Consider the following 19967-nt stretch of genomic DNA (forward strand, 5'->3'; position numbering starts at 1 on the left):
TCAGATATAGTTCCACGGTGTAGATCCCCAAGCCCTCCTGCAATCGTCGCAGAAGGTAAATAGGTGGCCGACTTTTACGCCGCCCGAAGCGGGACGATCCCGCCGCTACCGTGGACTAATTTTGCACCGCCGCTCTCACCCCGTCTCGATTCTTCCGGCCGCAAGCCAGGCGTTGAGCGCATCGACGGGTCGACCCGTCAGATAGACGACCTCAGCGTGTTCCGAGCCGGACGTCTTGGTGCGCCCCAGATGGATGGCGAGAGAGGCGAGGGGAGGGCCGCCTTCGACGGTGATGGGCGGCTCGACGGTGAGTTGCTCGCGGCGTAAACCGGCAATCTCGCTGCGACGACGACCGCCTGAGGCAAAGGCGACCATCAGGATGGCCCGGTCGCGGATATCGCGCAGACTGTCCGTGCTGCAGGTCGCGAGCAGTTTTGCAAGAACATCGCCAGTAACTGCCTTCGCGCTCTTGCGTTTCCTTGGCCGCGGCGTCGCACGGACGGCAAGGCGTATCGCGGATTTCAGGGAAGGGGAGGAGAAGACGCCGGTCAGGCCGCGCCATTTCGTCAGCGTCGACCAGTTGGCAATCCGCCGCCGCACCGTGTCGGGCGCGTGCGGCCCTGGCGATCGCAGAAAACCCTGTTCCCGCAGGCTCTGTTCGACATCGGCTGGCATGCCGTGGTGAGGATCGATGTCACGCTGTTCGGGCTGCCACAGATGGTGCGCGACGAATTTAAGAGCCAAGGCTTCGGGCGCCGGCCAGGGGAGGGAAGCCCCGGTCGCGGCGAGCGACCAGGCCTGCAGATAGGCAAGGTCGGATGTGAGTGCGCGCAAGGTGTTTTCGCCCATGCCTTCGTTGACCAGGTGGCGCAGAGTTTCGATGTCCTGGTCGGTGTGGCTTTTACTTCCCGATTTCAATTGAAAAGCCAAGCTAAAAACCCGGCATGCTGTTTTGACCTAACGATTTCATGCCTGGTGAGGGGAGGTGCCTGTTAAAGCCCTGATGCCTTTGTCAAATTGGTCCGGAACCGGTCGCGCCGCCGCTGATATTTGCGCGTCATCTCAGCCGAAGCGTGACCCAACTGCTTTTGCACGTAGCGCTCCTCAATGTCGGCCGAGGAGGCAAGCCCGGCGCGCAGCGAGTGCCCTGAGAACAGCAGTGCACGTTCTCCTTCTGGAAGATCGGATCGGACGCCCGCGGCAAGGGCTGTCTGCTTGACCAGCCGAGCGACATGCTTGTCGGATAGCCTCTCGACGTCGACCGTCTTGTTGTCCTTGAAGATGCGTCGGAAGAGGGGGCCTCTTGCGATGCGGCCGAAGCGAATCCAACTCTCAACCGCAGCGACGGGGCAGGTCTGGTCGGAAGCGCCGCGGCCGACCTCGACTTGGCGCCAGCCGGTCTTGCCGCGCAGCGTTACCAGGATCCCTTGGTTTGGAAAGATCTCGATCCAGCCATGGCCGTCGCTCTGATCGTCGCGGACGACATCGAGACCGACGACCTCGGAACGCCGCAGGCCGCCGGCGAAGCCCAGCAGCAGAATTGCCCGGTCACGCAGACCTCGCAGATCATGGCCGAGCGTGTTGAGCATCGCCTTGAGGTCGTCGCCTAGCACCGCTTCTTTCTGCCGCGGCGGCGTTCCGTGCTTGCGGCGAATGCCGGCGAGCACCGTCGCAATATGCCGATCGGAGCGATCCATCGGTACGCCACGCTGGGTAAAATTCCAGGCGAGGCCGGAGAGACGACGCTCTATTGTTGCGACCGAGAGCGCAGGGGCACTGCGTTTGGGACCGCCGGCAGCGGCGCCCGAGGCACAGGCGCCGATATAGAGCCGATCACCTGGCTTGAGGGCGGTAGCGGCTCAAAACCCTCGCGCCGGCACCAGGCGGTGAAATGCCGCCAGTCCTTGGCATAGGCCTCGCGGGTGTTTTCGGAACTGGCGGCGTTGGCGTAGGCTGTCGCGGTCTCGACCAGGGCTTCCAGCCGCGCCGAGACACGGGGTGTCGGCTGCGGGGCGGGGGGTGAGACACCCATCTCCGTGACAACATCGACGTCGTCGGGCAGATCGCCCGGGGCAATATCGACGATTTTGGACGTGTTTGCCGGGGGCTGTTGCATGATTTGGGAGACTATCAGCATATGTCCGGTAATGCAACATTATTGGACATAAAACCATGTTGACGGGCGGTGCGGTTTTGGCGGAAATAAGCGGTATGAACTGCACGCGTCCGACTATGCTCGGCGGCATGGGTTCGCGCTCCCGCTCCGCTCTCGCCGCCCCGCCGGCGGCCTTCTCTACCTTCCGATCAGCTTCTGCGCCAGGCGACGACCGGGACCTGGGCTCATGCTGGCGTAGGCGCCAAGCAGGTCTGGGAGACTTATGCCCGGTTCGTTGCCGGCCGAAGCACTCGGCCGTCCTCTTCTTCGTCCGAGTGCGTTCGTCAGTAGCTCGATCCAAGCGCGGCGGTCACTCGGCGACGGAATGGGATGTCGGAGAAGGCGCGCTTTGCGTTCCTCATCGTCATCCTCAGCACCATCCACCGGCCATTCACTTGGGAGATTGAGGCGTTCGGCGCAATACGTCCGTGCCGCTGTCGACAGGCTGGTGAGGATCATCGTTGAGTAGCAGCCGCCGACACTGGGCATGCCCAACAATCGGCGAATAAGCACAGGACCAGACGGGGAGTGGGTCATTGCTTCCAGGCTGCAGATATTGTCGATGCATCGGTCAAACGTTCTCGTTGCTGGACTGAGGTAAGGAATGGATGCGCGGCGCAAATCATAGCCGCACGAGACACAATAATGTTGCGGCACGAGTTCGGCCTGGTCGAAAACCGCAATGTGGCCGTGGCAGGATGGGCATCGGTCACGCAATCTGCAGCCATGCCTTGTGCATGAAACTCGGCTGGCCAGCCGCCATCGCCGCCGAAAGTATGGCTGTGCATCGTCGGCCAGACAGCGAGAACAGAACTGCAGCCAAGTTGAACCGTCGCGTCGCCCGCTGTTGCGCAGCGGCAGCAGGAGTTGCTTCGGTAAAGTGGGCGACAACGTCATTGCCGAGAGCTGATCGGACGAAATACCGGTGTGTGCGCGGAGCAGGCTGGCGACATCACTCGGCAGCCTCAGATCAAGGGCTGCCGACCACATTCCCGATTTGAGCCCGAGTACACGAGCGAAGGCCCTGGGGCTACACCATTGGAATAGGCAAGCCGGTGCAACCAGCTCGACAGCAATTCGTCTGGCTGCGGCATCACGATGACCGGCCACCGGTCGGAAACGGCATCGCGATATCGTTCACGGATGCTGATGACCGGCGCGTGCGCCGTCGTCATAGAAGGGTCTCGCGGAGAGCTGAGTTGCGCCGCTGCGAGATCGGCACGTGGCGCAGCTCGTCAATGCTGGCTTTGCTGATGCGTTCGGTCCCGGATCTGATCGCGGCGATGGCAGCCTTCGTGACGATGGTGACGATCTCGCCGATCAAGCCTTCCGACAGACAGAATATCCGCCGCGCCAATGCTTCGTTCGACAAATCCGAGACTTTTGCGAGCGGCAAAGCGGCTTCGAGGCTGTCTAACAACGTGAGATAGGTCTCGTCATATTGCCACCGCGGAACCGCCACCAGATCGAAGCGGCTCGCCATCTCGCTGGTGGCGTTGACGAAATCGCAGACGGCCACCTCGCCGATCAGCACCGGCGAGATGTCATACTGGCGGCCGATGCGCCGCAGGAAAGCAAAGACGGCTTCGACGTCGCGGGCACGGCCCCGCAACGCATTGTGAAACTCATCGAAAATCAGCATCCTCGGTTTGAGGCTGGACAGGAAGTGATCGAGTTGCTCTGCCTTGCGGCGAAGCTCCCATATGTCGCCGCCAGGAGCGCGCAGCGCCTGCAGAATGCTGGCATAGAAATGACCGAGCCCGGCGCCTTCGCGTGTCTGGACCATCCATACTTTTTGCTCGGGTGCGGTTCTCAGGTGCTCGACGGCGAACCGCTCGGCGATCATCGTCTTGCCGTTGGCGTACGGCCCGACCAACATCAGCCCTTGGGTTCGCAAAGATGGAGGTCGTTCCAACAGCTCGGCCAGCCGCCGATGGCTGTCCTGGGCGACATGATGCCCGATCCACCGTGGCGCGCGGATATAGGCGATCCTTTCCTGCTGATCACGGTCAAGATAGGACCGGACATGCTCGAGCAAATGATCCACTATTGCTACCAATCCTCCACCGGGAGCCGGCGCTTCTGGCGCGGGGGATGCTCTACGGGAAGAGGTGCCGGCGGCTGCATGACCGCATAAGGCTTTTCCGCCGCAGCGGCATGGGCATTGCGCACGCTGTCGCGCAGCCGGCGCTTGGAAGACTTTGCGGTCTCGGCGATGGCTGCGATCTCGCGGCGAAACGCCACCTTCTCGACGTTTGAGCGTTGATTATTTGTACGCCGACGGGCGCGCTCTGCTTCATGTTCCCACAGCGTCAAAGGCGTCAGCTGGCTGTCGCGTCGCTCGACCGGGCGAAACTGACGGGTTTCCGGATCACGGACGTAGACATGACTGATGTCGCGGGGATCGTATCGCACCTCGATCTTTTCGAGCCGGTCGCGCTCGGGCACGAGGATGCCCAGCCACGGCGAATAGTAGTGCAAGGCGAACATGCTGATCCCTTGCGGTGACAGTCGTCGTTCCGTCCCCGGCAGAAACGACAGCAGCACACGCTGCGGATCGTCGCCAAAGTCCGGCAGTTCCGTACTGTTGCGTTGCCATTCGGTCAGCGGCACCTTCAGGGTCTTGGAATTTTCCTGAAGATTGTGATCGATGACCGCGAGCGCGATGCAGCGCTCCAGATCGGCAAAGCTCAGGCACGCGCGCCGCTCGGCCGGATATTCGTCGCGGTGGGCGACCGAGCGCCCCGACGAACCGGGATAGGCGGCGAGAACCGCATTGAGCTTTCCCAGCAACCGTTCAACCACCCCGCCCTGATGGACGCGGCCGCGATCACGATAGCGGACCCGGATGCCGTAGTCGTCACATCCGCGCTGGAAGGCGTGTCCCTTGAACTCCATCGCCGAGTCCGTGACCAGCAGCCGCGGTCGACCGAACATCGGCCAGACGTGATTGAGATTGCGTGCGGCAAGCCATGCGTCTTTCGGGCAGATGGCTTGGGCGAGACAAAGCGCGACGGACAAAACCGACGGCTTTTCCAGGGTGAGGCAGAAGCCAAGAATGGATCGTGTCGCCACGTCGGTGATAACAGTCAAATACGGGCGGCCGACGAACACACCGGCACCATCGACCACCTCCACGAAATTGATGTCAGTCGGCGTATGGTCGATTTGGCACACGGCGAGCGGGTGCGGCGCGTGGATATAGCCTGGTCGCGGCTTCAGCCGCAGCAAGTGCTTTGGATTGGCCGATCGCTTCTTCGCGATCTCTTCAGGCGAAAACAACATCGGGATGCGCCGGGCGACCGTCACATAAGAGGGGACGGCAAGACCGGCTTCCTCGCACCGTGCGCGGATCTCGTCGACCACCGGAGCAAGTGCAGTCGGCTCAAGCGTCAGCCACTTCTCGCGAAGTGTGGCCGCAATGATCTTCTCCACCTGTTCCTGCAGCCGCTTGCGCCGACTGATCGCGGTGCGAGGAAGCAAGGCGGTCACCGTGCGATCGGCGCGGTAACGCGCAAGGAGATTGTAGATTTGCCGGGTGGTGAGCCGCAGTTCAGCCGCCGCACGCTTGATGGCAACCTTGTCAACTTTGATGTTATCGAAACCACCTCCCTGCGGTGCTGGGAAGCGAGTTCGACAAGTTGGGCAAGTCGCAGAGCGTCAGCTGTGGCCAAGCCACTCCGCCGCAAATCCAACGAGAACATATCAGTCGACGATATGTGGCTCGAGCTCCTCGTCGCGGCTTTGCTGCCGATCGAGAACTACGCAAGGACGCCGAAACAGGCTTGCCGATTACTATAACGTCGAGCATCGCCCTTTTCAGGGCCATGATGCATTTGATGATTGGCTTTCGGCGTCGTATCGTTCAGTCCAGCCTCGGACGCAAACCAATCTGCGCGCCAGGATTTTTAATATTTCAGCCCTCCCGCTTGTCTGGAATGATTACGACGAAAGCCTTGGCGTCCTTGCCGCCGATCGCGACACCATGATGATGGACGCTGGAATCGAACTGCATACAGTCTCCCGGGCCGAGCAGGATCTTCGAACCCGCAAACGTAAACTGCATCTGTCCCTCAAGAACCAAGATGACTTCCTCGCCCGCATGGCTAAATTCGGGTCGGCCGATATCGTCGCTCAGACAGGGCAAGGTCAGAAAGAAGATGTCGGCCCGCGGATTGGTCTTCTTGGGCGACCCTACCTCGTAGACATAGCCCAGTTCGATACCGTTGCGGTTCATCTGTGTGCGCTCTGAAACCCGCGTGACCGCAATGGGACCGCGCTCGCCGTCCGGTATGAACACATCTGCCAGCCGAACGCCGTAGACATCGGCAAGTCGGCTGACAACGGCGATGGATGGCGAGGCCGTGCCGCGCTCGACCTTCGACAGATAACCTTTGGTCACGTCAGCCTGGCTAGCGACGGCATCCAGGGTCAGGCCGACGGTTTTTCGAATGTTTCGCAAGGTTGCGCCGAGATCGCTAGTGGCCAACGTCTTCCCCCATGTCGTTTTGTCGTCACTTCCCATTTCGGAACGGGTCCCGAAGCGGACTTGTTGTTATCGCATAAAACTAGTTGACATTGAAGTGTCTTCATAGGAAACATTCAGGAAACCTAAGCGACATTCGGGAGGATGTGATGGCGCTGGGAGCGAGAGTTCCGATTGCAAAATATCGATATGCAAGGCAGCCTGGCATCGGTGCGCGTTGATGACTCAAACGCGCCATTCCGCCGCTGCATTGGCCGGGGCAACTTCGGGGCCGACCATCGGCACGCTTTTTCGCGATGCGTCGCGACGCCACGCGGCCAACATTGCCATCAGGGCGGGCGCGGCGCGCACCAGTTACGCAGATCTCAATGCACGGGTGAACCAGGTCGCGGATTTCCTCAAGGGCAGGGGACTTGGCCGGGGCGACCGGGTCGCCATCCTGTCGGAAAATCGCTCGGAATATCTCGAGATCATTCTGGCCTGCGCCAAGCTCGGCCTGATTGCAGCCTGCCAGAACTGGCGGCTATTGGCGTCGGAACTCACCCATTGCATAAGCCTGGTCCAGCCGCGGATCCTGTTCAGTTCGCAGCGCTATGCTGACATTGCCATGTCACTGTCGAGCGACACGGTCGAGCGCGTCACCTTTGGGCCGGCATTTGAGGATTGCCTCGATCCGGCATCAACCGGGGAGCCCGGCGACGAGGTTGATCCGGAAGACGGGCTGCTGATCCTCTATACCAGTGGCACGACCGGCTTGCCCAAAGGGGCGCTGATCAGCCATCGCGCCATGATCGCCCGTGGATTGGCGATGATGGTGGACTGGTCGATTCTGCCGACGGACGGCTGTATCGCATGGTCGCCATTCTATCACATGGCCTCCGCCGATCCGACGCTGGCTGCTATTACCCAAGGCGGCACGATTTCGATCGTCGACGGCTTCGATGCTGACGCGATCGTCGCCTGCCTGCAGGAGGAGGCCTGTGGCTGGCTAGTGCTGATGCCGGGCATGATGCAACGGATGATCGAGGCGTTGAAGGCATCGCCGCGGCCGGTCAAGCGCATTGCCGGCGCCGGCTGCATGGCCAATCTCGTGCCGCCGGAGCAGATTGCCGAAGTCAGCCGACTGCTCGGTTCACCCTTTCTCAACAGCTTCGGTTCCACCGAAACCGGGGCCGGCCCGGCCAGTGCATCGATCTTCCCCTCGGGATTTCTGCCGACGCAGTTCGGCAAGCATCAGTCGTCCCTCTGCCAGATCAGGCTGGTGGACGAAAACGACATGGAAGTGGCGACCGGTGAGATCGGCGAAATGTGCGTCCGCTCGCCGATGCTTTTCAGCGGCTACTGGAGCGCACCCACAGTGACCGAACACGAGTTCCGTGGTGGATGGTTCCACACGGGCGATGACTTCCGCCGGAACCACGACGGTTCACTGGATTATATCGACAGGCGCAAATACCTGATCAAATCGGGTGGAGAGAATATCTACCCGGCGGAAATCGAGCTGATCCTCAAGGCGTCGAACCGGGTCGAGGAAGTCGCTGTCGTCCGCCAGCCGGATGCCGTCTGGGGCGAGATCCCAGTGGCCTTCATCGTTCGGCGCGATCCCGCTCTGTCCGAAGACGATGTAATGGCACTCCTTGATGGCCGGTTGGCACGCTATAAACGGCCAAAACGCATCATCTTCATTTCATCCGAGGAGCTTGTTCGCAACACGACCGGTAAGATCCAACGCAATTTGCTGGAAGACAGGCTGCACGAGGTAGAGGCATGAGCGGACGATCAATCACCAAACTCTCGCAGGAAAAGATCGTCGCTATCATCACCATCGTCCTGGTCGTATTTTTCTCCGCCACCCTGCACAGCTTTCTGACGCCGGGCAACATTCTGGCTCTGTTGCAGAATGTTGCAATTCTCGGCATTCTCGGCATTGCCATGGCGCTTGCTATCATCGGCCGCGGCATTGACCTGTCCGTGGTGGCAATCATGGCCGTTTCAGTTGCCTGGGTGCTGCAGCTAAACAATAATGGTGTCGATCTTTCCCAAGCCATCGCGATGGGTTTCGTGCTGGCGCTGGCCATCGGGCTGATCAACGGTGTGCTGATCGCTTATCTGGAAGTGCCGGCGATCTTCGCGACACTGGCCATGGGGACTGCGGCCTATGGCTCGGTCAGGGCGGTTCTGCTGGAAGACAATCTGGTTTATCTCAAGGCCGCCGGCGACAGCTGGTTCAAATGGATCGGCAGTGGCCAAATACTGGGCGTGCCCAGCCCTGTCATGGTGTTTGCGGTCATCGCGCTGCTGGCGCATCTATTTTTGAGATTTGCCGTTCCGGGCCGATTCCTTTTTGCCATGGGCGACAATCCGCTGGCGGCGCGCGCGACCGGCGTGCCGATCCGGCCGCTGATCGTGCTCCAATATCTGCTGACCGCGGCGATCGCCTTCGTTGCCGGCGTGGTGATGGCAACCGCAGTCGATAGCATGGAGACGCGGGTTGCCCGTTCCAACCTCGTGTACGACATCATCCTCGTGGTGGTGATCGGCGGCATTGGCTTGAATGGCGGCAAGGGCGGCATCCGCAACGTGCTCGTCGGAACCCTGCTGATCGGCGTGCTGCTGAACGGCATGACGATCATGAACATCCCCTACACGCTACAAAACATTATCAAGAGCCTGATCTTGCTCGCCGCGATCATCATCGATGCGCTCATGAATCCGCGCGACGAGCAAACTTCGCAACAGGGCGACATCTGATCGGGGAGGTCGGTTGCGCCAAAGGGAGGAAGACATGTCGATAACTGGGAGGAGAACGAAAATGATACACTTCATGAAAGGCTGCGCTATTGCAGCGTCGGTGGCGATGGGTGTGCTTGCATCGTCTGGTCCGCTTCAGGCTGCCCCCGATGATGGCCTGATCAATGAGAGTTCCGCAGCACTTAAGGGCAAGAAGGTCGCCTTCGTGCCGATCGCGATGGGATTTGATCTTACCGAGGCGTGGGCCGCTGGTCTCAAGCTCGATGCGCAGCGCTTCGGCTACGAACTGACCATTCGCGATCCAAACTGGAGCGTCGATGCCGGCGCGCAGGCAATATCGCAGCTGATTTCCGAACAACCTGATGTCATCGTCGTCCACCCGCCTGAAATCCAGGCCTATACCCGCCTGATCCAGCAGGCCAATGCTGCTGGAATTCCCGTCATCACCGTCAGCCTCAAGGCCGATGCCAATGGCGACGTATTCGTCGGACCCGACTGGTATGACCTTGCGGTCAAGGAAACCGAGTCGATGGTCAAGTTCTGCGGCAAGGATTCCGGCAAGTCCGGCAAGATTGCCGTCATGCAGGGCGTGTTAACCAACCCGACGTCGCAATACGGCATCCAGGCCATCGAGGCGACGCTGAAGGATCATCCCGAAATCCAGATCGTCTCCAACCAAGCGGCGGACTGGGATGCCAGCAAGGCGCATGCGATTGCCTCGACGGTGATCAAGGCCAATCCGGATCTCTGCGGCTTCATCGGCCTTTGGGACAATATGGATGTCGGCATTGCCGCGGCAATCAAGGAAGCCGGCAAGCAGGGCCAGATATATATCGCCAGCTCCGGCGGCGGTAATCAGGTGTCTGCCTGCGACAATATCGAGAGCGGCAATTTCTCGAGCTATGTTAGCTACGACGCCAAGGGGCAGGCCCGCGACCTGATGATGGCCGTGCGGGCCATTCTCCAGAACAAGCCCACGACACCCGGTGAGCACTCAGTCGGCCTCTATACGCCGCTGAAGGTTATCACCAAGGAGACTATGACGGCCGATTCCTGCTGGAAGCTCGAAGACGTCAAGAAGTTCGGCCCCTGAGGCGAACGTCACGGTGCCTGTCCCCGATAGGCACCTCAACTTACCCTAACCTTCATATGGCCATGCGCGAAACATTGACCCGCCTACGGTACAGGTTTGTGCCGGACCACATACTTGGCGAAATCCTCGCCAAGAGCTGGATCGACAATGCAATTCCGGTCGCGATTCTGATCCTGACGCTCTGCGTCCTCGGGTCGATGATCCCCGGGCTTGTGGCGGTCGGCAGCCTGCTCGGCATGTCGGCGCAGTTCGGCGAACTGCTGCTGGTCGTCATGGCCATGACCATCGTCATGCTGGCCGGCGGTATCGACCTCAGCGTCGGCTCGGTCTTCGCTCTGGCCAATTTCGTCACGCTTGCCCTGTTCAACATGCTGGGCTGGCCGATCCTGGTGGTCATTCCGGTGGCTATCCTGTGCGGGGCGCTGGTGGGTCTGGTCAATGGCATCCTGATCGGTTACCTACGGCTGCGGGCCTTTCTGACGACGCTGGTTACGCTGATCATCGTCCGCTCGATCGTTGATATGTTCATCCTGGAATATGCGGTGAAAGTCGCCCGGCCGACGACGCTATCGCGGATCTGGGACTTCATCAGCTTCAAGCGCGTTCTGGGAATGCCGGTGGCACTCATCGTCTGCCTGGCAATTGCCATTCTCGCGCATTTAACCCTGACGCGCCTGCGCCCAGGCTGGCACATCATGGCTGTCGGCGGCTCGAGGCGCTCTGCTTTCAACGCCGGCCTGCCGGTGCGGCGGACGATCGCCATGACCTATGTCCTGTCCGGTATGCTGGCCGCCCTGGCCGGCGTATTCTATGCCTCGCGCCTGAATGCAGCAGGATCCGACACCGGTGTCGGCTTGGAAGTGCTTGCTCTGACCGCTGCCGTGGTCGGCGGCAACAGCTTGGGTGGCGGGCGTGGCTCGGTCTTCAAGGCCGTACTGGGTGCGATTATCATCCTGATCCTGTCCAACAGCCTCCTGCGCCTGTCACTGCCAACCGGCGGCACATCCGCAGTGCTCGGTTTCGTGCTGATCGCAGCCGTGGCTATCGATGTGAAATGGGTCAAGCATCGCGACAAGCTGCAGACCAGTGTCTATGTGTCGCCCACTTTTCTTGCACTCGGCAAGGCGCCCGAGACGGCGGAAGGCTCGGCATCACCCTATGCACTCAACAACCTTCTCAAAGATGTGGAACTGATTGGGCTCGGCGAAATCGACGGACCGGAAGATCCTATCCTCGACGCCGCCGGCAATCTCTATTGCGGTACGCGCCATGGCGATATCATCCGCTTCTTCGCGCCGGATTTCACATCCAAGGAAGTCTTCGTCCATACCGGTGGTCATCCGCTCGGCTTGGCCTTCGATCGGGACGGAAACCTGCTCGCCTGCGTCGCCGGCATGGGCCTCTACCGGATCGGCCCGGACAAGAAGATCACCCGACTCTCCGACCAGACGAACCGCAGCTGGCTTTCGGTGATCGACGATTCTCGCATGCGCCTAGCCGACGATCTCGATATCGCACCGGACGGGCGGATTTTCTTCAGCGAGGCGACGATCCGCTTCGACATGTCGGACTGGATGGTCGATGCGCTCGAAGCCCGCGGCAACGGTCGCATCATCTGCTACGATCCGTCAACCGGATCGACTAGAACGATCATGGACAAGCTGCGCTTCCCCAATGGCATCACCATGGCGCGTGACGGCGAGTCCTTCTTCTTTGCCGAAACTTGGGGCTGCTGCGTCTCCCGCTACTGGTTCGCCGGGGCAAGGACAGGCCAGCGCGAGGTCGTCATTCCCGATCTGCCGGGTTATCCAGACAATATCAACCGCGCTTCGGACGGCGGCTACTGGCTGGCGATGGTCGGCATGCGAACCCCGATTTTCGACATGGCGCTCCAGAACCCTGGCTTCAGAAAGCGGATGGTCGAGCGCGTTGCGCCGGACGAATGGCTGTTTCCCAACATGAATTACGGCTGCGTCATCAAGTTCGACGAGAACGGCCGCATCACCGACTGTCTATGGGACAGCCGCGGCACCAATCATCCGATGATCACCTCGATGCGCGAACATGAGGGCTGGTTGTATCTCGGCGGCGTTTCCAACAATCGCATCGGTCGCTACCGCATTCCGGGTGGAGATCCGACCTGGACCGCGCATGCGTCCTACCGCGGAGAGGCAAGATGATTGCGCCGATTAGAAACTTCATCGACAGGATCCGGGGCAACGGCCGCCACGCGATCACCACGCCGCCAATGGACGGCGTGCTGCAGCCGAATACGCTGATCGAGGATGCCCCGCTTCTGGCTCCCATATCACGACCGGACAATCTCGTGCGTCGGGGCGAAGAGATGCTGTTCTCCTCCGGAAACCAGCTGATGCGCATCAACGGCACCACGCCCGAGCCTGTCGAAGCATTCCCACATGCTGTCAATGCGCTTGCGGCCTCGACCGGCAATGCGTTGGCGATCGCGCTTATGGACGGCAGCGTAATCGTTCGCGGCGGAAAACACGACGGCTTTTCGCTCGACCAGCGACAAGCCGCAAGCCTGACCTGCATAACGGCTCTGTGTTTTTCCGGCGAGGACAGGCTGCATATATGCCAAGGCTCGCATCGCAATCCGCTCTCAGAATGGAAGCGCGATCTGATGGAGCGCAACGCCGCGGGATCGGTGTGGACGCTCGACCTGAGCCAGAAGTCATTGACGAAGATCGCCAGCGACCTGGCTTTCCCCTATGGCATCCTGGCCGATGACAAGGACAGCTTGGTCGTCTCGGAAAGCTGGCAAAGTCGTCTGATCAGCATCGATCCGTCAGGAAATGTCCGGCCGGTTCTCGAGGATCTGCCGGGCTATCCCGCGCGGCTGGCACCGCAGAGCAGCGGGCGTGGCGCTTGGCTCTCGGTGTTCGCGCCACGAAGCCAACTGATCGAATTCGTGTTGCGGGAGGACAAGTTCCGCGCCGATATGATGCGCTCGATTCCATCCGACCTGTGGATGGCGCCCTCGCTGACCGCGCCGCATTCCTTTCTGGAACCATTGCAAGGTGGCGGGCTCAAACAGCTTGGTGTGATGAAACCCTGGGCTCCAACACGGTCCTTTGGGCTGATTATCAGTCTCGACGAGAATTTTGCGCCCGTCGCCAGCTGGCACAGCCGCGCCGATGGCACGCGCCACGGCATTACCAGTGTCGCGGACCGTGGCGAAGAGCTGGTCGCTGGAAGTCTTGGAGGCGATGCGCTCGTCTCACTCAGGCATAGCGGAGGGCTACCGGCATGAGCGATGCCATCGTCGAACTTCGCAATGTGACAAAGGCCTATGGCGGCGTTTCGGCCGTCGACAGTGTCGATTTCATACTCCGGCGGGGAGAGGTCCATGCCTTGCTCGGCGAGAACGGCGCGGGCAAATCGACGCTGACCAAGCTGATTGCCGGCGTGACCTCTCCATCGAGCGGCGAACTACTCGTCGCCGGCAAGCCGATTTCCTTCTCAACGCCGGCGGCGGCGATGGCGCAGGGCATCAACATGGTGTTCCAGGAAAACAGCCTCGTGCCGTCGATGACCGTGGGCCAGAATCTCTTCCTCGGGGACGAGCGTTTCTTCAACCGCCTGCGGCCACTCTACATCGCCGCACAGCAATTCCTTCAGTCGCTGAACTTCAATGTCGATCCCTGGGCTAAGGTCTCGACCCTGGGCGTCGCCAAGAAGCAGATGGTGGAAATTGCCCGGGCAGTGCGCCACAATGCCAAGGTCATCATTTTCGACGAACCCACAGCCTCGCTGACGCCGGAGGAAAAGCATCACTTTTTCTCGCTGATCTCACGCCTCAAGGGCGATGGTGTGTCGATCATCTTCATTTCGCATGCCTTGGAAGAAGCGCTGGAGATTGCCGATCGCATCACAGTCATGCGGGACGGCAAGATCGTCATCTCCGACATCACGCAGAATTTCGATCGCGACCGGATCATCACCGCGATGGTCGGGCGGTCCCTGTCTAAGGATCTGCACGAGAAGGCGGTACGCAAGCCGCGCAAGCCTCTGAAGAAAGTGCTGAGTGTGCAGAACCTGTCGATGGGCAAAGTGGTGCGCAACACCTCCTTCACCGTCTATGGCGGCCAGATCACCGGCATTTTCGGCCTCATCGGCTCGGGGCGGACCGAAACCGCAAAGATCATTGCCGGAATTGCCAAACGCAAGTTTTTGCATGGCGGCGAGACGAAGCTCGGCGACCAATCGGTGCGCTACAGCGTCCCGAAGGCCGCCGTCCGTGACGGCATCGTCTATGTGACGGAAGATCGCAAAATGGAGGGCTTTTTCGATACGATGTCGATCGCCGAGAATATCGGTATTGGCTATCTGACGGCGGGGTTCAATCCGGGACCGGTGGTTCGGATGTCCGAGATTGCCAAGGTCGCCGCTCAGTGGTCAAGCAGGCTCAATGTCCGCACAATCAATTCCCACGCCCGGGTAATCGAGTTGTCCGGCGGCAATCAGCAGAAGGTCGTGATCGCCAAGTCACTGGTGCAGAAGCCGCAACTGGTGATCTTCGACGAGCCAACGCGCGGCGTCGATGTCGGCGCCATCGCGGAAATCCATCAGATCATCAACGCGCTCGCCGACGAAGGTCTCGCTGTAGTGGTGATCTCATCCTACCTGCCCGAGATCCTGAGCCTCTCAGACCGAATCCTGGTCTGCCAGAAAGGCCGGGTCGTCGAAGAGTTCAATGCTGAAACCGCGACCGAACAAAATATAATGTTTGCGGCCGTTCACTGACTGAACGCGCCTGCCCCGTCGCCGTCACACGTTTCCGCAGCCATGGCCGCGAACCAAACGGAAGGAGTACTACTATGCAGAAAGTATCCGCAGCGACGGTCGGGATCGGAGAGGTCCCGACAGGGCGATATCCCGAACGCAGCGAAGTCGAGGCTGCCATCATCGCTTGCCGAGACGCCATTCTCGATGCCGGCATATCGCCCCGCGACATCGATGTGATCATGCCGGTCGGCGCGCTCGCATCGCGCCACTGGAATGTCGATCTGGTTTTCTCGCGGCTTTGCGAGGAACTCGGCATGCTGCGCTCAGCCAAGATGAACGTGCAGGTGATGTCCGGCGGCGCCACCAGTTCGAGCATGCTGGCAGTTGCCGAAGGCTTGATCGCCGGCGGGCTGGCAAGAAACGTTCTGTGCGTCCATTCCGACGCCGTCGGTTCGCTGCCAAAACAGGCGGGGATCGATCTGTTTTCCACGACCGGCGTTTCGGAGGAATGGGAAGCGCCGTACGGTCACAACATGAATGCCGTCGGCGCGCTTGCATCTAACCGCTACATGCACGAGACCGGCACGACGGAAGAAGAGCTCGCCGCGGTCTGCGTCTCCTTGCGCAAATGGGCCGAGCTCAATCCGAATGCGATGTTCCGCACCCCATTGACGATCGAGGAGGTGCTCGCGTCAAAAATGATCGCCACACCCTTGCGTGCCAAGCATTGCAACATGCTGGCAGACGGCGCATCGGCCTTTATCGTTGCCCGCGCGGAAGATGCGCCCCATATCACCAGCACACCGGTCTATGTGCGCGGCCACGGCTCACTGGTAACCCATTATTCCATCTCCCAAGACACCGATCTGGCAAAGTTGGGTTTCGAGCAGGCAGGCATGGAGGCCTATAAAAAGGCCGGTATCGGCCCGGATCAGATCCAGCTAGCGCAGATCTACGACGCTTATCCAGTCTGGCCGCTGATCACGCTTGATGGGCTCAAGCTCTGCCGTGGAGCGCGCGCCGGCGCTTTCGTTGCCGCAGGCGAAACGTCGCCCGGCGGTTCACTGCCGATGACCACCAATGGCGGAATGCTGTCCCAGGGTCATACCGCGGTCGGCGGCGGCATTGCTGTCATGGTCGAAGCCTTCCGCCAGCTGATGGGCAAGGCCGGACCCCGCCAGGTTCCGAACTTGGTCAATGCGGTCGAGACCGCCTCGGGCGGCACATGGATGGATTCTCACGTCACGATTCTTTCGCGGGAGCACTAAGATGAACACTCCGACACGTCCTCTTCCTCACCCGAGCGCCTGGTCCGATGGCTACTGGAACGCCGCCCGCGAACGCCGGTTCGTTGTCCAGGAATGCCATGAATGCTCCAGGCTCAACATGTATCCGAAACTGTTTTGCCCGCATTGCCTCAGCGACCGTCTGGGCTGGCGGGATTCCGAAGGCAAGGGCGAGATCTATGCGGTCACTGCCCAGCTGGCAGGGCCACCGACCGGATTTGCCGATCGTCTTCCCTATGTGATCGCCATCATCCGCCTCAATGAAGGTGTGCAGTTGATGAGCAACATCGTCGGCGAAGGCGCCATCGATGCCAAGATCGGTGACAGGGTCACTGTCGATTTCGAAGAGGCGGGCGACGCTGTGCTGCCGGTTTTCCGGCTGGAGACCATGGCATGAGCGCTATCGCGGTTATCACCGGTGCCGCCCAGGGGATCGGCGGCGCCACCGCCGCTCTGCTGAAGGAGCGGGGCTGGGTGGTGCACTCGCTCGACCGAAATCCGAATCCAGATCCGTCGATCGTCAGCCATATCTGCGATGTCACGTCGGAAGAAAACATTACCGCGATCGCCGCGGAAATAGGCGTTATCGATGCGCTGGTGCCCTGTGCCGGCATCAACCTGCGCCCAGACGACAACCGGGCGGAGCAATTGACCATCGACGCCTGGAACAAGACATTGGCCGTCAATCTGACCGGTGTCATGCTAACGGTTCGCGCCTTTCGCCCTGGCATGCGTATCAATGGATCGATCGTGCTGTTGTCGAGTGTGGCTGCGCTCAGGGCAATGCCGCTTGCCGATGCCTACACCGCTTCGAAAGGCGCGCTCGTGGCGCTGACTCGTACGTGGTCGGTGGATTACGGCCGGTTCGGCATTCGCGTCAACTGCGTCTGCCCTGGTCCGACGGCCACGGAGATGATGTGCGGCGTGATCGAGCAATTTGGTGCCGGCCAGCAATTGCAACTACCGCAACAACGCATGGGGCGGCCCGAAGAAGTCGCGTCGGTCATCGCCTTCCTGGCGTCGTCCGAATCTTCATACCTTTCCGGCGCGATCATTCCGATTGACGGCGGTGCCACCGCACATAGCGCGGGCATGCCTTTCCCGAAGTTACGAACATGAATTCCAAGTTGTGTTGCATCCCGTCCCGAACGCTCACTGCAGGCGACCTCGCGATGACGCAAGGTGGGGAAGGCCGCACGCCGCTGGTCGTTCAACCGTTACTTCTGATCAGGAGCCTTACCATTGACCAGTCCAGCAGGGCCGCGTTCATTGAAACGCATGACCCAATCTCCAATGATCTGGAGCGTGACGTTCCCGAGACGGATGGCATCTGAACGGGATCCGCCGTCATAGATCGAGGCGAGCGCCAACAAACGTCGTATCTGCGCTGCGTCATTCATCGCCGCGCCAGCCATTGAAGACCGGCTCTAGTAATCGGCACGCAACGAAATCCCTGATCGCACCGCAGACCTCCGGTTTGCACCCGAGATTCAGAGTCACCGCGTTTTGGGAAGGCCAAAGAGTCGAGCTCAGCGAGGCGGCGCATCAATCGTTTCGCCGGGGTGCGTTCCTGTTTTAACTGGATAATCTTCAACGGAGCAAGATACGAAATCACCGGGTCGTCGGTCCACATCCCTTCAAGGCGGAGACGCGGGAAAGGCAGGGTGCTCAAGCCTTCAAGCCCCGCGCGCTATGACCGACAAGAGCCCCCAACAGCAACCGCATCAGAGGCCTCCTTGTTGTGCACCTCGGGCGAAAAACAACATCTGTTGTCCGCTGCGCTACGGGCTCGCGCATCGCCCTCGTTCAAGACCTTAGAGAGTAGTTGGGGCTTTCATTGCGGCAGATATGCGTCTGCTCCTGTGGCGATGATGTCTTCTTCGCTGAGATGCTTATGCCAATGCGAGTAAAGCACGAAGCGATCGCGGGAAAGCCCGGTATCCTTCTTCAGGTGCCGATGAATAGCACTGAACGCTCGGTGCTCGCATCCGCCCCAGACAAAGACTGCATCGAGCTGCTCGGGCCATTTTATCGTGCGGATGCGATCCTCCAGCAACGTCGTCGTGCCGGCATCGGCGCCGTTGCGATGTAGCCAGGCGACCGCCATGCCGGACGGACAGCGAAGTGGCAACTCGTCTGCTTTGGTGTCCACCTCGATGAACGCATGGCCGGTCGCGGTGGCGGGCAGGTTTTCAAGGATCCTGGCAATACCCGGCAAAGCGGTTTCATCTCCGACCAAAACATGGAATTCTGCGTGTTTGGGACCATTGGCGGCGGGGCCGAGGATACCGGCAAGATCGCCCGGCCGCGCGTCTATGGCCCACCGGGTCGCCGGACCGGGCTCAGCGTGAAGGGCAAAGTCGATCGTGATGTCTTGGGCTGCTGCGTCGATATGCCGGATGGTGTAGACCCGTGTCGGAACAGCCTTGTCATCCGGCCATACGACATGGCCGCGATGATCGAGCATCGGCCAGCGCGGTTCAACTGTGCCGCGCGGCTGGAAGATGAGCCGACAGTGGAACTGGTCGTTGCGATCGTACCGTTCGAGATTTTCCCCCCGGAACACGATCCGGCGGAGGCGGGGAGCAATGTTTTCGACGGATTTCACATGCATTATGCGCAAATCGGCTGGAAGGGCTGGTTCGGCATAATCCCCTTCCCACTGGATCTCCAGGTCTTCACGGGCGGCGATGAAGCCGATTGGCCCCACGAGCGCATGTTTCAGCCGATTGAGACCACCTGCGTCCCTGGCTTCGGCCGTCAGCCTGAAGCCGTTTCCGGTCGTTTCGAACGTGGCAGTGCCGAACGGTGAGCGGATATGATGAACACCATCGGCTTCTTCGACTGTCATGTCGTGGGTCGCGATTGAGTCGATGATCGGCTCGACGTAGTCCCTAATTTTGGCAAACTGCACCATGGCGCTTGCGCGATATCGTTTGTTGATGATCGGTGACAACCGGATTTCTCCTTGAACTCAGATCGAGGCCCACAACGGTCCCTCGATGGGGAATGCCGCGAAATCGCGATTGATGCGATCGAGCATGGCCGCAGGGTCGAGATCGACGCATTGCTCGGGGTGAAGCCATTTTGCGGCTTGGGCTATGTACAGGATGTTGAGCGGAAGATTGGTGATCAGCCCGGTCCATATCCCATGAACGCGCTTCGCGCGAACGCTTGGCAAATGGTCGAAGGCAGGCCTTCCATCGATCAAACGCTGCAGTCCTTGCCGGCCCAAAGCGGGGTCGATACCAGGCCCGATCGCGGGCCGGCTTCCCGAGGCCCGTCCGCCGCCGGAGGCTATGTAAACGTCGTGGGGCGTGGACAGCAGATATGAGAGCGGCGGTGCAAAATTAGTCCACGGTAGCGGCGGGATAGTCCCGCTTCGGGCGGCGTAAAAGTCGGCCACCTATTTACCTTCTGCGACGATTGCAGGAGGGCTTGGGGATCTAC

At 60.4% G+C, this 19967-nt stretch carries 14 protein-coding genes and 4 pseudogenes; 9 read left to right on the plus strand and 9 right to left on the minus strand.

Annotated elements, in window-relative coordinates:
* Window positions 1-138: 138 nt before the first annotated feature.
* The 6 genes and pseudogenes from ABID16_RS23085 to ABID16_RS23115 form a co-directional block, all read right to left on the minus strand.
* Window positions 139-894, minus strand: a pseudogene (locus ABID16_RS23085) (integrase); the annotation flags it as partial.
* A gap of 98 nt (window positions 895-992) precedes the next feature.
* Window positions 993-2116 (minus strand): annotated as a pseudogene (locus ABID16_RS23090) (site-specific integrase).
* A gap of 177 nt (window positions 2117-2293) precedes the next feature.
* The gene (locus ABID16_RS23095; protein ID WP_354558736.1) at window positions 2294-3145 is read right to left on the minus strand and encodes a TniQ family protein; all 852 of its coding nucleotides are present in this window, start codon (window positions 3143-3145) and stop codon (window positions 2294-2296) included.
* A gap of 181 nt (window positions 3146-3326) precedes the next feature.
* On the minus strand, window positions 3327-4205 hold the full coding sequence (locus ABID16_RS23100) for a TniB family NTP-binding protein (RefSeq protein ID WP_354558749.1): 879 nt from the start codon (window positions 4203-4205) through the stop codon (window positions 3327-3329).
* 2 nt (window positions 4206-4207) lie between these two features.
* Window positions 4208-5737: pseudogene (locus tag ABID16_RS23105) on the minus strand (TnsB C-terminal domain-containing protein); the annotation flags it as partial.
* A 334-nt stretch (window positions 5738-6071) separates the two neighbouring features.
* Entirely contained in the window at window positions 6072-6644 is a 573-nt protein-coding gene (locus ABID16_RS23115) for a helix-turn-helix domain-containing protein (protein WP_354558737.1), read from the minus strand.
* Window positions 6645-6861: 217 nt separating this feature from the next.
* Here ABID16_RS23115 and ABID16_RS23120 point away from each other — a divergent pair, with 217 nt between their 5' ends.
* From ABID16_RS23120 to ABID16_RS23160, 9 genes are all read left to right on the plus strand, one after another.
* A complete protein-coding gene (locus tag ABID16_RS23120) occupies window positions 6862-8412 on the plus strand; it encodes a class I adenylate-forming enzyme family protein (protein WP_354558738.1) in 1551 nt (516 codons plus the stop codon).
* Window positions 8409-9392 (plus strand): ABC transporter permease, encoded by a 984-nt coding sequence (locus ABID16_RS23125; protein ID WP_354558739.1) that lies wholly within the window; start codon window positions 8409-8411, stop codon window positions 9390-9392. Before ABID16_RS23120 ends, ABID16_RS23125 begins: the two co-directional genes overlap by 4 nt.
* A gap of 61 nt (window positions 9393-9453) precedes the next feature.
* Window positions 9454-10485, plus strand: coding sequence for a sugar ABC transporter substrate-binding protein (locus ABID16_RS23130; protein ID WP_354558740.1), 1032 nt, complete (start codon window positions 9454-9456; stop codon window positions 10483-10485).
* A gap of 98 nt (window positions 10486-10583) precedes the next feature.
* Window positions 10584-12665, plus strand: a complete 2082-nt coding sequence (locus tag ABID16_RS23135; protein ID WP_354558741.1) for an ABC transporter permease — start codon at window positions 10584-10586, stop codon at window positions 12663-12665.
* On the plus strand, window positions 12662-13756 hold the full coding sequence (locus tag ABID16_RS23140; protein WP_354558742.1) for a strictosidine synthase: 1095 nt from the start codon (window positions 12662-12664) through the stop codon (window positions 13754-13756). Before ABID16_RS23135 ends, ABID16_RS23140 begins: the two co-directional genes overlap by 4 nt.
* Window positions 13753-15249: a sugar ABC transporter ATP-binding protein gene (locus tag ABID16_RS23145; protein WP_354558743.1), complete on the plus strand. Its 1497-nt coding sequence runs from the start codon at window positions 13753-13755 to the stop codon at window positions 15247-15249. The genes ABID16_RS23140 and ABID16_RS23145 overlap by 4 nt, the downstream gene beginning before the upstream one ends.
* Before the next feature lie 74 nt (window positions 15250-15323).
* Window positions 15324-16499: a thiolase family protein gene (locus tag ABID16_RS23150; RefSeq protein ID WP_354558744.1), complete on the plus strand. Its 1176-nt coding sequence runs from the start codon at window positions 15324-15326 to the stop codon at window positions 16497-16499.
* A gap of 1 nt (window position 16500) precedes the next feature.
* Complete coding sequence (locus ABID16_RS23155; protein WP_354558745.1) at window positions 16501-16914, plus strand: Zn-ribbon domain-containing OB-fold protein; 414 nt, start codon at window positions 16501-16503, stop codon at window positions 16912-16914.
* On the plus strand, window positions 16911-17636 hold the full coding sequence (locus ABID16_RS23160) for an SDR family NAD(P)-dependent oxidoreductase (protein ID WP_354558746.1): 726 nt from the start codon (window positions 16911-16913) through the stop codon (window positions 17634-17636). Before ABID16_RS23155 ends, ABID16_RS23160 begins: the two co-directional genes overlap by 4 nt.
* Before the next feature lie 128 nt (window positions 17637-17764).
* Here ABID16_RS23160 and ABID16_RS23165 read toward each other — a convergent pair.
* From ABID16_RS23165 to ABID16_RS23175, 3 genes and pseudogenes are all read right to left on the minus strand, one after another.
* A pseudogene (locus ABID16_RS23165) lies at window positions 17765-17908 on the minus strand (IS630 family transposase); the annotation flags it as partial.
* 443 nt (window positions 17909-18351) lie between these two features.
* On the minus strand, window positions 18352-19473 hold the full coding sequence (locus ABID16_RS23170) for a DUF2218 domain-containing protein (protein WP_354558747.1): 1122 nt from the start codon (window positions 19471-19473) through the stop codon (window positions 18352-18354).
* A gap of 18 nt (window positions 19474-19491) precedes the next feature.
* Window positions 19492-19923: a TroA family protein gene (locus tag ABID16_RS23175; RefSeq protein WP_354558748.1), complete on the minus strand. Its 432-nt coding sequence runs from the start codon at window positions 19921-19923 to the stop codon at window positions 19492-19494.
* Window positions 19924-19967: the final 44 nt, after the last annotated feature.

It is taken from the genome of Limnomicrobium aquaticum (assembly GCF_040545545.1).
Lineage (GTDB): Bacteria > Pseudomonadota > Alphaproteobacteria > Rhizobiales > Rhizobiaceae > Ensifer_A > Ensifer_A aquaticum.